Origin of the sequence: Bradyrhizobium nitroreducens, assembly GCF_002776695.1 — a bacterium.
Lineage (GTDB): Bacteria > Pseudomonadota > Alphaproteobacteria > Rhizobiales > Xanthobacteraceae > Bradyrhizobium > Bradyrhizobium nitroreducens.
The window spans coordinates 4,668,874-4,681,942 of sequence record NZ_LFJC01000003.1 but is presented as its reverse complement, the minus strand read 5'-3'; the positions used below and the strand labels follow the sequence as shown (position 1 = coordinate 4,681,942).

The 13,069-nt window shown below is 63.8% G+C and carries 15 protein-coding genes and 1 tRNA gene; 6 read left to right on the top strand and 10 right to left on the bottom strand.

The window, feature by feature from the left end; all coding sequences use genetic code 11:
- The first annotated feature begins 208 nt into the window (after positions 1-208).
- A complete protein-coding gene (locus TSA1_RS22605; RefSeq protein WP_100178255.1) occupies positions 209-1,234 on the top strand; it encodes an alpha/beta hydrolase in 1,026 nt (341 codons plus the stop codon).
- Between the two features lie 197 nt (positions 1,235-1,431).
- Here the strand turns inward: TSA1_RS22605 and TSA1_RS22600 are convergent, their stop codons facing one another.
- From TSA1_RS22600 to TSA1_RS22575, 6 genes are all read right to left on the bottom strand, one after another.
- Positions 1,432-2,289, bottom strand: coding sequence for an IS3 family transposase (locus TSA1_RS22600; RefSeq protein ID WP_100176498.1), 858 nt, complete (start codon positions 2,287-2,289; stop codon positions 1,432-1,434).
- Positions 2,286-2,687, bottom strand: a complete 402-nt coding sequence (locus TSA1_RS22595) for a helix-turn-helix domain-containing protein (RefSeq protein ID WP_100176497.1) — start codon at positions 2,685-2,687, stop codon at positions 2,286-2,288. The genes TSA1_RS22600 and TSA1_RS22595 overlap by 4 nt, the downstream gene beginning before the upstream one ends.
- Positions 2,688-2,903: 216 nt before the next feature.
- Positions 2,904-3,677: a hypothetical protein gene (locus TSA1_RS38975; protein WP_145984359.1), complete on the bottom strand. Its 774-nt coding sequence runs from the start codon at positions 3,675-3,677 to the stop codon at positions 2,904-2,906.
- On the bottom strand, positions 3,678-4,268 hold the full coding sequence (locus TSA1_RS22585) for a hypothetical protein (protein WP_145984358.1): 591 nt from the start codon (positions 4,266-4,268) through the stop codon (positions 3,678-3,680).
- 312 nt (positions 4,269-4,580) lie between these two features.
- Positions 4,581-4,655 (bottom strand) — tRNA-Glu (locus TSA1_RS22580).
- Positions 4,656-4,712: 57 nt separating this feature from the next.
- A complete protein-coding gene (locus TSA1_RS22575; RefSeq protein ID WP_100178252.1) occupies positions 4,713-5,057 on the bottom strand; it encodes a hypothetical protein in 345 nt (114 codons plus the stop codon).
- Between TSA1_RS22575 and TSA1_RS22570 the strand changes: the two genes are divergently transcribed.
- The 4 genes from TSA1_RS22570 to TSA1_RS22555 all read left to right on the top strand — a co-directional run bounded on the left by TSA1_RS22570 (position 5,056) and on the right by TSA1_RS22555 (position 8,358).
- Positions 5,056-6,063, top strand: a complete 1,008-nt coding sequence (locus TSA1_RS22570) for an RluA family pseudouridine synthase (protein ID WP_100178251.1) — start codon at positions 5,056-5,058, stop codon at positions 6,061-6,063. The two genes, TSA1_RS22575 and TSA1_RS22570, sit on opposite strands and share 2 nt — an antisense overlap.
- Before the next feature lie 217 nt (positions 6,064-6,280).
- A complete protein-coding gene (gene rpoH, locus TSA1_RS22565) occupies positions 6,281-7,180 on the top strand; it encodes an RNA polymerase sigma factor RpoH (protein WP_100178250.1) in 900 nt (299 codons plus the stop codon).
- A 185-nt stretch (positions 7,181-7,365) separates the two neighbouring features.
- Positions 7,366-7,707 carry a hypothetical protein gene (locus tag TSA1_RS22560; RefSeq protein ID WP_100178249.1) on the top strand — a complete coding sequence of 114 codons (342 nt, stop codon included), beginning with the start codon at positions 7,366-7,368 and terminating at the stop codon, positions 7,705-7,707.
- Positions 7,708-7,965: 258 nt separating this feature from the next.
- On the top strand, positions 7,966-8,358 hold the full coding sequence (locus TSA1_RS22555) for a hypothetical protein (RefSeq protein ID WP_100178248.1): 393 nt from the start codon (positions 7,966-7,968) through the stop codon (positions 8,356-8,358).
- Between the two features lie 69 nt (positions 8,359-8,427).
- Here TSA1_RS22555 and TSA1_RS22550 read toward each other — a convergent pair whose 3' ends face one another.
- The 4 genes from TSA1_RS22550 to TSA1_RS22535 all read right to left on the bottom strand — a co-directional run bounded on the left by TSA1_RS22550 (position 8,428) and on the right by TSA1_RS22535 (position 12,110).
- A complete protein-coding gene (locus tag TSA1_RS22550; protein ID WP_100178247.1) occupies positions 8,428-9,054 on the bottom strand; it encodes a peptidoglycan recognition protein family protein in 627 nt (208 codons plus the stop codon).
- Positions 9,055-9,090: 36 nt separating this feature from the next.
- The gene (locus TSA1_RS22545) at positions 9,091-10,308 is read right to left on the bottom strand and encodes a GGDEF domain-containing protein (protein WP_100178246.1); all 1,218 of its coding nucleotides are present in this window, start codon (positions 10,306-10,308) and stop codon (positions 9,091-9,093) included.
- Between the two features lie 570 nt (positions 10,309-10,878).
- Positions 10,879-11,490: a LysE family translocator gene (locus TSA1_RS22540; protein WP_100178245.1), complete on the bottom strand. Its 612-nt coding sequence runs from the start codon at positions 11,488-11,490 to the stop codon at positions 10,879-10,881.
- Positions 11,491-11,735: 245 nt separating this feature from the next.
- A complete protein-coding gene (locus TSA1_RS22535; RefSeq protein WP_100178244.1) occupies positions 11,736-12,110 on the bottom strand; it encodes a response regulator in 375 nt (124 codons plus the stop codon).
- Between the two features lie 120 nt (positions 12,111-12,230).
- Here TSA1_RS22535 and TSA1_RS22530 point away from each other — a divergent pair, with 120 nt between their 5' ends.
- Positions 12,231-13,061 (top strand): SDR family NAD(P)-dependent oxidoreductase, encoded by an 831-nt coding sequence (locus tag TSA1_RS22530; RefSeq protein WP_100178243.1) that lies wholly within the window; start codon positions 12,231-12,233, stop codon positions 13,059-13,061.
- The last annotated feature ends 8 nt before the right edge of the window (positions 13,062-13,069 follow it).

Below are 13,069 nucleotides of genomic sequence, written 5' to 3'. Positions count from 1 at the left end.
AGCACGGTGCGCTGTTTCGCCCAGCATTGGAAATCCATCCGCGCTCCGGCCGATACCGCACTCCGACTCGGTCGCTCCCGAGCGCCAGCGCGACGCAAGGCCCTGCGCGTGACCGCACAAAGCAGGCTCCGCCGTCTTCTCGCCCCCATTGTCATTCAGGGACAGGGCGGGGCGGCGTTATGGCGGGCAAAGTTCCCAAAGGTTCCATGTGATCGTCAGATCTCTTCTGCAACGCGACCCCCGCCATGCTGTTTCGCGCCGCGCCGTCCTGGGCGGACTTCTGTCGGCAGGGAGCGCCGTTGCTCTCGGCGGATGCGCAGGTCTCGGCGCGACCGGCGCGCACTTCGACGCGTCGTCGCTATCGGCCGATCCCACATTGCTTGTCGCCACCACGCGCAAGGCTGTGAATGGCGGTCGCGCCAAACCCTGGTTCGGGCCGGAGCGCGCGTCCAGCATGACGCTCGCGCGCGCCAGGCTGGTGGCCCCGGACGAGAGCCGCCTGTCGCTCGCTTCGGTCGGAATCGGCGATTGGCGTCTTGATCGGATCGAACCGGTGCCGGCCGACGCCGGCGATCTCGCTGCGCAGACCGGCGGAGGCGACGTGCTGATCTATGTGCACGGCTTCAAGCAGACCTTCGAGACGGCGGTGCTGGATGGCGCTCATCTCTCCGATGGGATCAGGTTCCGCGGCCGGACCATGGTGTTCTCCTGGCCTTCCAAGGCCGGACTGTTCGACTATGCCTATGACCGCGACAGCGCGATGTGGTCCCGCGACGATTTCGAGCGCGTGCTCTCTGCGCTGGTGTCGGCACCAAGCGCCGGCCGCGTGCACATCGTCGCGCACAGCATGGGAACCATGCTGACGCTCGAAAGCCTGCGCCAGCTCTATGCGAAATACGGCGACACGGTCACCGGCAAGATCGGCGCGGTGGTGTTCGCCGCGCCCGACATCGACATGGACGTGTTCTCGTCGGCGGTGCAGCGCATCGGCCCGCTGGCCGGCAAGATCACCGTGATCGCCTCGACCAACGATCGCGCATTGGCGCTGTCGGGGCAGCTCGCCGGCGGAATGACCAGGGTCGGCGCGGCCGAGAAAGCCGCCATCGCAAAGCTCGGCGTGCGCGTGGTCGATGCCTCAGCGGAAGGCTGGGGCATCATCAACCACGACCTGTTCCTGTCGAACGCGGAGGTGCAGAAGGTGATCCGGCGGTCGATTGATGGGACGACGGCGTGAGAGAGCGGCTGGGCGGCGTGCGATAGGCGCCTTGCAATCGAGGACGCTCAAGCGAAGATCAACTAGGACGGCAAGTCATCGATCCCAAATGTAGAATGCGGCCGGTAGCCGAGCGCCCGCATCGAATTGAGTGAACTGGACTGCACCCCTGAAGTGAGACACGATAATTACAGTGACAGTGCGGTTGCCACGGTACGTTATCGTGCTTTGTTTTGCGCGAACGCGGTTTCGAACTCAAGAGGCGATTGGTATCCGAGCGCCGAGTGCAGGCGCTCCTTGTTGTAGACCTCCGCGATGAAGCTGTTGATGCGGCGGCGGGCGTCGTCGAGATCGACGAAGGTCTTCCCGTTGATCTCCTCGGCCTTGAGCGTCTTCATGAAGCTCTCGGCCTTCGCGTTGTCGAAGGGGTTGCCGGGTCTGCTCATGCTCAACGTGATATCCCGATCGGCAAGCCGCTGGCGATAGGCGATCGATGCGTATTGCACGCCGCGATCGGAATGGTGGATCAGGCTGCCACGCGCTGGCCGTCTCGCGGCAATGGCCTTCTCCAAGGCGCTGATCGCAAGCGAGGTGTCGAGCGTGTCGTCGAAGGCCCAGCCCACAGCCTTGCGCGAGAATGCGTCGAGGATGACGGCGAGATAGGCGAAGGTCCTGGCGAGATGGACGTAGGTGATGTCCGCCACCCAGATCTGGTCGGGCGCAGACGGCACCAGGCCACGAACCAGATTGGGGACGACGAGAAAGCCCGATGGCCGCTCCGAGGGCGGCTTCAGGAATGGTGTCTTGCGCTGCGCGAGCAGATTGTCTTCGCGCATAAGTCTTTGAACCTTCTTGGCATTCACGACCATGCCCTGACGCCTGAGGGCCGCCGTCACCCGCCGATAGCCGTAGAACACGTGCTTGAGGCAGATGCGCTGGATCACGTCGCGCAGTTCGCAATCTGCTGCCTTGGGATCGTGTCTGGCGAGGTGCCGGTAATAGGTCGCGCGCGGCAAGCCCGCGAGGCGGCACAGGCGTTGGACATCGGCATAGGAATCGGTCGTCTCCATCGTCATGGCTTTGACGACTTCGACGATGCGGGTACGGGTTTGCCTTGCGCGGCCGGCCGCTCCAATGCGCGCAAGGCTTGCCGAAAAAAATCGAGATCCATCTGCTGGCGGCCCACCAGCCGCTCGAGTTCGGCGATGCGGGCTTTGGCGAGCGCGAGGGCGGAGCGCTTGTCGTCGTACGTCGGTAGTGGCTTGAGCTTGCGGGGGCCAGGCTTGGGTCCGGGCTTCCGGTTCAAACCATCCGGCCCTTCGGCGTTCCAGGCCTTGATCCAGTCATGGAGAATCTTGCGGGAGATTCCAAGCTCGCGGGCTACAGGGAGGACGCCTTCGCCTCGCTCAACACGCTTGATCGCCTTCAATTTGTAAGCCGTCGGAAACTGACGCTTCTTTCCTCGTCCTGCCACAGGTCATCCTCGAAATGCCTGTCACTGTAATTATCGTGTCTCACTTCAGGGGTGCAGTCCAGCACTGTCACCGTAATTCCACCAACAGGCTATCCATAAAACGGGTTTGCAGTATTGTTGGTGGGTCCTGTGAGAAATAGGCCATTGGCGCGGCCATCACCATACAGAGAACCATAAGTACAAGAATGAGCTTTGGTACATTCATGTCCGCCCTAGCTATACCCGCTCAAGCAATTTTTCTTCTACAACTTGCACACCGCGCGGAGAAATTCGAGCAGTGCCGCGAAAAAGATCGAATTCGATGAGACGAGCTTTGTGCAAAGGCAAAAGGACCTTGCTTCGAAAGACGCTTGCATTCGAGTATTCGATCCACTTGAACAGATCGGCCACCGGAACGGCACCAGTGCAGTGGTGCAGCAGCACCAACACTTGATCCTTGGCACTCAATTCGACGTCGAGTACGCGCCTGACTCCCGCCACTTCCCAAATCAATGGCGATCTTCTTTCTACTAAAGCGTCGACGGCCTCTTGAGCCTCCTCAGTCGAAACGCCGTGAAAGATGCGGACGAGTTCGGCTAGCACCCAGCTTGCCATAGTGTGAACCGCCTCAGCGTCCATGTGATTGGGATCTACATCGCCACCCACATGGCCCACACCACGGTTGTTGCGAATTTCGTACAGCACAGGCAGCAGGCGTGGAATAAGGACACGCAAGCTACGGTCACCAACACGGCTCGGCACCGCCGGCTCTCTTTCAAGCGCCTGACAGGCGGCTAGCATGTTGCTTGGCTTGCTTGCAGATGATGGGTAATTGCCTCTAACCGCGCCATCGACAATCGAGTACGCAACCTCGCAGAATTTCCCACCATTGAGCTCTGATGGCTCCCAGCGCCGCTCTAGATAGTTGGAAGCGATCTTCCGATAGCTGTCGAGCAATTCTTCTCGCAGCGCCTGTGGCAGAGCCGTCAGTACATTGGATGGATCGATCACCTACGTGCTCGCCGAGTTTGACACTTCTTTAACGAGAGCTGCTCCGCGCCTAATTCCAGGATTTGTGAGACCATACCCTCGGCCTTTTTCTCCCGTGAATTCCGGCCCTCTGCTTTTCAGGTGCGCAGCATGATTAGCTTGATCATAGCAGCCGATCCTCTCACAGAAGGCGCGCGCGGTTACGTCATCAAAGCTTCGATCACCGCTGCTTGCTAGATAATGTCCGAGGCCGGTCAGGATGTAAGTGTTCAGGGTCTGCTCTTTCTTCCACTTGCCCGGCGCGTGCAGCAGGTCGAATGAATTCTCTGGCCCAAAATGAAAGACTTGGTCCAACTCTTCGGCGGAAACGCTGTGTTGCTTCATCCACTTCAGAATGAAAGGCGAGTACTGGCCATCGGTATCGTCATCGTCTGACGGCTTGTCGCCTGTCTCCCCCGCTTCCGCATTCTTGCGGTGAGGCGCGACGACGGTCTCCCCCAAGAAAATCATTGCTGCACCCACCGTGCGGTGCCGCTCTTCGGAGGAAAGAGGAGTGAGCGCATCGATGATGGTGGTGAGAGCCTTCGTGGTTGGGTCTGCGACATTTGACATTCCGAACCTCATTTGAATATGGAAAATGTATGGAATATGGACAGATATATGGAACTCAATATCGAAATGGAAGAGGCCCGGGAACAAATACAGTGGAAACCCGTATTCGCCCGGGCAACCGAACAATCGCCAGAAGGTCCAAGGTGCCCGGTGAATTCTTACCGAAGCGCTGGGATCGCGCGATCAGGCCATCAAGCCTGTGTAAGTCGGAGCGCGAACCAACGGCGGGCGAAGCGCGTGAAGCGGTACCCGGCTCTAACTTGGTCGGCGAAGATGGGGAAAGAATGAGGCCAGCTAAATCACTGAAATCGCTGGCGCTCCCTAGGGGAATCGAACCCCTGTTTCAGCCTTGAGAGGGCCGCGTCCTAACCGCTAGACGAAGGGAGCGTGTGGGCTAGCCAATAACCTCGAAATTTGTCCGCCGCAAGGACCCCGATGGGGCTTTTACGGCTCATTGGCGAATTTCAGCTTTCCGGTCGGCTTCAAGGTGCGGGCGTCGAAGGTGCGGATCTCGACGACCCCGCCGAGGTCCAGGGTGACCACGAGGCGGTCGCCGGCGATCCCGGTGGAGACGATTTTGGCGCCCTTGGGCAGGATGGCCGTGACGTCTCCGACCGCCTCGACCACCCTTCCCTCCGACTTGAAAAGGCGGTAGCCCACCGCGATCAGCACGGCGCAGACAGCCAGCGCCGTGGTCAACCCCGCGATCAGCATCATCCGCCGCACCCGCGCGAACAGCGCGGCCTGCTCGGGGGTCGGTTCGGGAACAGCGGTATCAGACGTCGTCATGGAAAGCCCGGGTTCAGCGCAGAGGTTAGAGGTCGTGGTCGAGGGCGACGAGGGCTCGGCCCGGCTCGACCGCGTGCTGGCGGCGCGCCTGCCGGACCTGTCGCGATCAAGGCTCAAAACCCTGATCCTGGCGGGCGCGGTGAGCCTGAAGGCCACCCCCGTCCGCGACCCCGCTTATCACGTCGCATCCGGCGATACGATCACAATCGAGGTGCCGGAGGCGGCGCCCGCCGAACCCAAGGGCGAGAAGATCGCCCTCGATATCGTGTTCGAGGACGACGACATCATCGTCATCAACAAGCCCAAGGGCCTGGTCGTCCACCCCGCCGCCGGCCACGAGACGGGGACGCTGGTGAACGCGCTGATCGCCCATTGCGGCGCCTCGCTCTCGGGCATCGGCGGCGTGCGCCGGCCCGGCATCGTGCACCGGCTCGACAAGGACACGACCGGGCTGATGGTGGTCGCCAAGAACGACATGGCCCACGCCTCGCTGTCGGCGCAGTTCGCCGATCACGGCCGCACCGGCGAGATGCGGCGCGGCTACATGGCCTTTGCCTGGGGCGTGCCCGGCCGGCATCGCGGCACCGTCGATGCCCCGATCGACCGCCATCCCCATGCGCGCGAGAAGATGGCGGTGCGCCAGGGCGGCCGCGAGGCGGTGACGCATTGGGAGATCCTGGAGAGCTTTACGGGGCGCGACGGCAAGCCGATCGCAACGCTGCTCGCCTGTGAGCTCGAGACCGGGCGCACCCACCAGATCCGCGTCCACCTCGCCCATATCGGCCATCCCCTGATGGGCGATGCGGTCTATGGCCCGCATTTCAAGACCAAGGCCAACCAGCTTGGCCCCGAGTCGCAGGCCGCCCTCGCCGCGCTCGGACGGCAGGCCCTGCATGCCTATCTGCTGGTATTGGAGCACCCGAGAAGCGGAGAATTACTCCACTGGGAGGCGCCTTTGCCGGAGGATTTGCTTCTCCTGCAGAGTGCCCTCAAAGCGGCGCTATGACGCAGGGCTCTTAAGAAAAGCGTTACATTACAAAAAGTTATAGCTGCCACACGGGGACGTGACGTCAGCAATCCTTCCCTTTTCGACCCCCGATGGGGTATATTGCGCCTGCGTTGGAAATGACCGACGCGGAACATCGCAGCCCGACCGGCTTTGACACAGCGGTCGTCTGCCTGGCCCGCCGCTATCGGGGGCCTGAACCTTTGGAGGGCGCACAATGGCCCGTACCGCTGCTTTGCCGGTCCTCAATGGAGAATCCGGCCTATCTCGCTACCTCGCCGAGATCCGCAAATTCCCGATGCTGGAACCCCAGCAGGAATACATGCTCGCCAAGCGTTGGCGCGAGCATGACGATCGCGACGCGGCGCACCAACTCGTCACCAGCCATCTCCGGCTCGTCGCCAAGATCGCCATGGGCTATCGCGGCTACGGCTTGCCGATCTCCGAGGTCGTCTCGGAAGGCAATGTCGGCCTGATGCAGGCGGTGAAGCGTTTCGAACCCGAGAAGGGATTCCGTCTCGCCACCTACGCCATGTGGTGGATCAAGGCGTCGATTCAAGAGTACATCCTGCGTTCCTGGTCGCTCGTGAAGATGGGCACCACCGCGAACCAGAAGAAGCTGTTCTTCAACCTGCGCAAGGCGAAGAGCAAGATCAACGCGCTGGACGAAGGCGATCTCCGCCCCGACCAGGTGAAGATCATTGCCAAGCGCCTCGGCGTCACGGACCAGGACGTGATCGACATGAACCGCCGCCTCGGCGGCGACGCGTCGCTCAACGCGCCGATCCGCGACGACGGCGAAGCCGGCGAATGGCAGGACTGGCTGGTCGATAACACGCCCAACCAGGAAGCCATGATGGCGGAGCACGAGGAGTATGATCACCGCCGTGACGCCCTGAACGGCGCCATGGGCGTGCTCAACCCGCGCGAACGCCGCATCTTCGAGGCGCGCCGCCTCGCCGATGAGCCGATGACGCTGGAAGACCTTGCCGCCGAGTTCGGCGTGTCGCGCGAGCGCGTCCGCCAGATCGAGGTCCGCGCCTTCGAGAAGGTGCAGTCCGCGGTCAAGGGCACGATCGCAAGGGCCGAGCAGGCCGCGCTGGAAGCCGCGCATTAAGCGGGGCTTCGTCGCAAAGAGAGATTGGCGGATCGAAAGAGAGAAAAAGCCGGCGGCAACGCCGGCTTTTTTGCGTGTGATGTCCAGCATGTTCGCGGACGCCAATGCCAGGCATCTTGAACCCGCCCCGCCGGTCAACCGACCCAAATTGAGAGCGGCCAGCATCAAGCAAACGGACACTTGCCGTGTCGATTATCCTGCAATCCACCGTCGGCGGCTTCTCCGCCCAGTTCATGCGCAAGCTGCCGCTGGTCGAGCGGGCGATGCGCGAGCACGGGCTCGAGCCGTCGGAGTTCGTGATCTCCAAGGACTACGCCTCGACCGCGACGATCCCGATCATGGGCCCGTTCTTCTTCAGTTACAGCGTGTTCTTCGGCGAGGAGCAATTCACCGTCACCGAGCCGAACGACATGGTGTTCCTGGATTACTTCTTCAAACGCGTGCTGGCGGCGGACGGCCCCCCGGAAGTGCCGGGGCGGCCGGGTCTGATGCGGCGACTGTTCGGCTGGATGTCGCAGCCGGTGTGAGATTGCGCTCGGCGTGCCCCCGTCATCCCGCTTGTCGCGGCGGTCCGGCTGGTGTATGTGCTGCGCCCCGGCGCAATAGTGCGCCGCCTTGTTCACGCTCATCAAGGGAGGCGGCATGAAGTTGAGATCGACACGTTCCGACCGCCGCCCTCCCCGGGTCGCCGGCAGCCGGCCATGAGCTGAACGCCGCTTCGCGGCTGTTCTTCCGTTCATTCAATTCACGAGGGGCGTGACGCAACAGCGTCGCGCCGTGTCGTCATGTATTTGCGGTTCGTTACACCGCTCATCCACCCGCACAGCCGCGTGGAGAGCGGCTTCTTTCGTGCGTCCTGGTATCTCGATCGAACCAACTGTCCCGACTGGATTCGGCACGAGCTATCGGACCAGTTCGCCTGGTTCGGGCGACATCTGCCGATCCCTGGCCGGATCGCGCGGCACTTCAAGCGGCGCGAGACGATCTGGGGCATTTGCTGGTTCGATCCTCAGGCCCGTGAGGCGGTCAGCCGCGCGCGCTATTGCGCCTGGCTGCTCGAGGAAGGCGGCCTGCCGGTGCGCGCGATCACCACGTCGCACCAGCGTGAAGTGATCTGGCGCGATGCGCATCAGATCGTCACGAAGCCTTCGGCCGACCTTCCCAAGGCATTCTCCTGAACGGAGGATGGCGCGCTCACGTCGGCCGTCCGGCGCCGGCGGCTTCGGCCGCCGGTTGCCCGAACGCCGTCACTCCCCCCACACCTTCGCCAGCGTCGCGAGCCAGCAGCCTTCGCAATAGCGCGCGTCCTTGTAGTCGATCCAGTTGTGCGCATAGACGTGATCGAGCGGGATGCCGTAGCGGGCGCGCAGCACCTTGACGAGGGTCTGCCATGCGGCAACCTGCGCTGCGGTCGGGCCCGTCGTCACATCAGGGTAATTGCCGGCGAACTCGACACCGATCGAATTGTCGCGCACCACCTGCCGATAGGTCGTGCTGTTGTCGATGTACTTGTTGTCGTTGCGGTTGGCGCCGTCGCCATGGGTCGGCACCAGGTTTTCGGCGACCGCCCAATAGACCGTGCCGTCGGTCTCGACCCAGACCGTGACGCCGCGCCGCGTCGGGGTCTTGGCCTGCGCCTGCGCGCCGCCGCGCGCCGAGCCCGCCGGCCCTTCGGTCTGGTGCACGATGACGTTGCGCCAGGGCCTTGCATTGGCGACGTCACCCCATGGCGCCAGCCAGACGATCTTCAGGCCGGGAATCTCGGGCGTGCCGGAGGCGCGCGCGAGTTTTGCCAGCTCGGCATCCTCAGCGATGGCAGGGGCGATCAGAAAGAGCGCGGCCAGGGCGGCTGCGAGCAGGCGGGCAATCATCATGCGGGGTCCAGTCACGGACCCTGATGTAGCACGGGCCTACGCAAATGTGCGCGCGGTCTCGCCGCTGCCGATCGGCTCGGGCGACAGCGGCGGCACCGGATCGTAGACGGCAAAGTCGTTCTTGCCGTTCTTCTTGGCGGCATAGAGGGCGTGGTCGGCATTGGCCATCAGGCGGTCCGGGAACGCGCCGATGCCGCGATCCCACTGCGCGACGCCGATCGAGATCGCGATCGGGATGTCGCTGCCGGTGCAGGCCTCGGCATCCTGGCGGCAGACGTCGAGCACGCGGCGGGCGATCGCGGCGGCCTCGCGCAAGGACGAGGACGGCAGCACGACGCAGAACTCGTCGCCGCCGGTGCGGGCGAGCATGTCGCCGGGCCGCAGCCGCGTCTGCGCCATCAGGGTGAAGTGCTGCAGGCAGGCGTCGCCCGCGGCATGGCCGTGGGTGTCGTTGATCATCTTGAAGCCGTCGAGATCGATCACCAGCAGCGAGAACGGCGTGCCGCTGCGCTCGGAGCGCGCGCATTCCTCGGTGAGGCGCTGCAGCAGGTGGCGCCGGTTGGCGACGCCGGTGAGATCGTCGAGCAGCGCGAGGTCGGCAACCTCGTTGCGCAGCCGCTCGATCGCCATCAGCAGGCAGGCGAAATTCCAGCCCATGGCCAGGAACACCAGGAGCAGGATCATCAGCGACTGCAAGCCGTTGAAATTGATCGCCGTGATGGCGCCGCCATAACCGAGCAGCGCCGCGCCGGAGCGGACGGCGTGAATGGACAGGAGCATAAATCCCACGATCGCAGCGAGCCGTGCGCCGGGGTTCTCCCGCCCGTTCTGCTGGCCGAGCAGCAGCGGCAGCGTCAGCACGATCGGCGTCGACTGAGCCAGCGAGTAGATCACGACCCGCATCGCAATGTTGTCGGAGACGGCCAGGAAGTAGGCAAGGCCGGCGCTGCAAAGCACCGAATTGGCGATCGCCGCCGGCCAGGACACCGGCCGGTGATAGAACCGCGCCACGCCCATGCAGGCGAGCCAGGACGAAAAGATCATCAGGCCGCCGCCGCCGATCAGGGGAAAGCGCGGGTCCATCACGTCGCGCAGCATCGAGATCGCCGCGCCTGCCGCGGCCAGCACCGCCGCCGCCGTCCAGTACCGCGCCGCCTCGAACTTGGGATAGGCGTGCGCCACATAGGCCCACACCAGGCCCAGCGCCAGGAAGTTGATGACGATGACGGTCCAGAGTGTCGGCACGCTCAGCATGGCGACTGCGGGACGCGCATGGTCCCGCCCTCTTCGTTTGGCAAACGTCCGTACATACCGCCCCCGTGTTCTTGCGGGCGATCATGCGCGCGACGCGCTTAATGGAGTCTCACTGCGAGCCTCGAAAGTTCCGCCTTTGGTTTTGGATTCATGAACGGCGCGGGGTCGTTGGCGGATCGTTAAGTCTGTCACTGGCAGGGCATCGCCGGCGCGGCGATGCGGATTCGCGCACCAAAATCACCCGAAAACGCATCTGAGCTGTGGATAACATGATGACAGCGATGTGACTGCGCGGGGCAGTCGCCTGCGAATCTGCTGAGTTCATCATCGAGGATGTTGCGAGGCTGGCCCTCCGCCGAGCATCCCTCGTGTCGCGTTCCACCATTAACCCTTAAGAGGATCCTATGGCTAAGAAAGCGAAGAAGGCGGCGAAGAAGAAGGCGAAGAAGGCCAAGAAGGCGAAGAAGAAGTAACGAGGCTTGTTCTTTGCCCGGGTGGAGCCTCGCTCCGCCCGGGCGTCGGGTCGAGATGTGGCGGGCGCGAAGCCCGCTTTTTTATTGGGTGGAGAAGTTACCGCTCCGCAAACGCCAGCTTGGCGCCGAGCGCGGCGAAGCCCGCCGCAAAACTGCGGCGCAGCCAGGCCATGACGCGCGGGCGGGAGATGACGCGCTCGCGCACCGAGGCGGCGCAGAGGCCGTAGACGACGAACACCGCAAAGGTCATCGCCATGAAGGCGCCGCTCAATTCCAGCATGCGCGCCAGCACATGGTGCTCGTCCGCGGCGATGAACTGCGGCAGGAAGGCGAGGAAGAAGATCGACAGCTTTGGATTGAGGATGTTGATCAGAAAGCCGGTGACGATGACGCGGCCGCTCGAACGCTCGCTTATGTTGCCCTCGACCGAAAGCGCCCCGCTCTCGCGCAGCGCCTGCCAGGACATGTAGAGCAGATAGGCGACGCCGCCCCATTTCAGCGCGGCGAAGGCGAGCGCGCTGGTGTGCAGCACGGCGGCGAGCCCCAGCATCGCCGCAACCATGTGCGGCACGATCCCGAGCGTGCAGCCGAAGGCGGCGGCGACGCTTGCGCGCGAGCCGCGCGTCAGCGCCGCGGCCAGCGTGTACAGCACGCCGGTGCCGGGCGAGGCGACGACGATGAGCGAGGTAAGCATGAAGGACCAGGACATGGGCGGACGCTATCACCCGGCATCGCGGCGGGGAAGCCAGGGTCGGCCCATTGGCACCTAACGGCAGTCAACCCGTCACCCTGAGGTGCTCGCCTCTTCGGCGAGCCTCGAAGGGCGACGGCCCGGCTGCATCGGGGCCGTGCATCCTTCGAGGCTTGCGCGACGGCGCTATCGCGCCGCCGCGCGCGCACCTCAGGATGACGGGTTTGATTTGGACCTGCTGGGAAACAAGTGAAGCCTTCGTCTCACGACAGCTGCGCGATCTCGGCTTCGCGCAGCACGTCGAGCGGCGCCCAGGGCTTGGCCCAGAATTTCGCACCGTCGGGCAAGGGCTGCCGCAACGGGCGGCCGGAGGTGACGACGACGTCGAGCCTGGGATTGCGGTGCTTGGCGACATGCGCGAGCTCGACCCCGGTCATGCGGCCGGCGAGCTGGACGTCCGTCAGCAGCAGGCAGAGCGCGCCGGCGTCCTTGTCGAGGACGTGTTCGGCGGCCTCGGCGCTTTCGCACTGGATGACCTGGTAGCCGCTCTCCTCCAGCAGGAGACTGAGCATCTCCCGCTGCATGACGTCGTCCTCGACGATCAGCGCGGTGGCACGAAATGGTTGTGCTTGTCCCATGAGCGCTCCCAAGGCTTGCTCGCGTAACGTATGTTAAGGAGCCAATTGGCCTGCGGTTCGGTTCCATTCTGAAAAAATGTAAAGCATAGTTCCGGCATCAGGGGCTTGACGGGGGACATCATGACTGCGATTCGCGGCGCCGCCGCCATCACGGGAGCGGCCAGCGGCATCGGCCGCGCGCTGGCCATCGAGCTTGCGCAGCGCGGCTGCGATCTTGCGCTCGCCGATCGCGACGAGGCCGGGCTGAAGACGCTGGCTGCGGAGATCGGCGCGACGCGCAAGGTCAGCGTCCACCGCGTCGACGTCGGCGAGGCCGCCGACATCGCGCAGTTCGCGAGCGAAGCAATCTCGGCGCATCCCGCGCTCGGCATCGTCGTCAACAATGCCGGCGTGGCGCTGATGGGCTCGTTCGAGGAGATCGACCAGGCGCAGATGGACTGGCTGTTCGACATCAATTTCTGGGGCGTGGTGCACGGCACGCGCGCCTTCCTGCCGCATCTGAAGACGAGGAGCGAGGCGCACATCGTCAACCTCTCCTCGATCTTCGGCATCATCGCGCCGCCGGGACAGTCGGCCTATGCCGCGGCGAAATTCGCCGTGCGCGGCTTTTCCGAGAGCGTGCGGCATGAGCTCAGCGTGGCGGGCAGCCCGGTGAAACTGTCGGTCGTGCATCCCGGCGGCGTCGCCACCGCGATCGCGCGCAACTCCCGCACCGGCGTCGGCGTCACCGACAATGCCCGCCGCGCGCAGTCGATCGAGCGGTTCGAGAACGCGGCGAAGACCACGCCGAAAGACGCCGCGCTGCGCATCATCAAGGGTATCGAAAAGAACGAGCCGCGCATCCTGATCGGCAACGACGCCCGCTTCATGGACCTGTTGCAGCGTTTTCGCCCGGGAACGTATTGGGCGCCGCTGCAGCGGAAGCTGGAGAGGATGGCGAAGGGGACGTAGGCGCGTGG

Coding starts and splice junctions, on each gene's coding strand:
- TSA1_RS22550 (WP_100178247.1), bottom strand. CDS start 9,054: ATGATGATTGCCCGCCTGCTCGCAGCCGCCCTGGCCGCGCTCTTTCTG.
- TSA1_RS22535 (WP_100178244.1), bottom strand. CDS start 12,110: ATGGGACAAGCACAACCATTTCGTGCCACCGCGCTGATCGTCGAGGAC.
- TSA1_RS22555 (WP_100178248.1), top strand. CDS start 7,966: ATGTATTTGCGGTTCGTTACACCGCTCATCCACCCGCACAGCCGCGTG.
- TSA1_RS22575 (WP_100178252.1), bottom strand. CDS start 5,057: ATGACGACGTCTGATACCGCTGTTCCCGAACCGACCCCCGAGCAGGCC.
- TSA1_RS22540 (WP_100178245.1), bottom strand. CDS start 11,490: ATGTCCTGGTCCTTCATGCTTACCTCGCTCATCGTCGTCGCCTCGCCC.
- TSA1_RS22600 (WP_100176498.1), bottom strand. CDS start 2,289: ATGACGATGGAGACGACCGATTCCTATGCCGATGTCCAACGCCTGTGC.
- TSA1_RS22585 (WP_145984358.1), bottom strand. CDS start 4,268: ATGTCAAATGTCGCAGACCCAACCACGAAGGCTCTCACCACCATCATC.
- rpoH (WP_100178250.1), top strand. CDS start 6,281: ATGGCCCGTACCGCTGCTTTGCCGGTCCTCAATGGAGAATCCGGCCTA.
- TSA1_RS22530 (WP_100178243.1), top strand. CDS start 12,231: ATGACTGCGATTCGCGGCGCCGCCGCCATCACGGGAGCGGCCAGCGGC.
- TSA1_RS22545 (WP_100178246.1), bottom strand. CDS start 10,308: ATGCTGAGCGTGCCGACACTCTGGACCGTCATCGTCATCAACTTCCTG.
- TSA1_RS22570 (WP_100178251.1), top strand. CDS start 5,056: ATGGAAAGCCCGGGTTCAGCGCAGAGGTTAGAGGTCGTGGTCGAGGGC.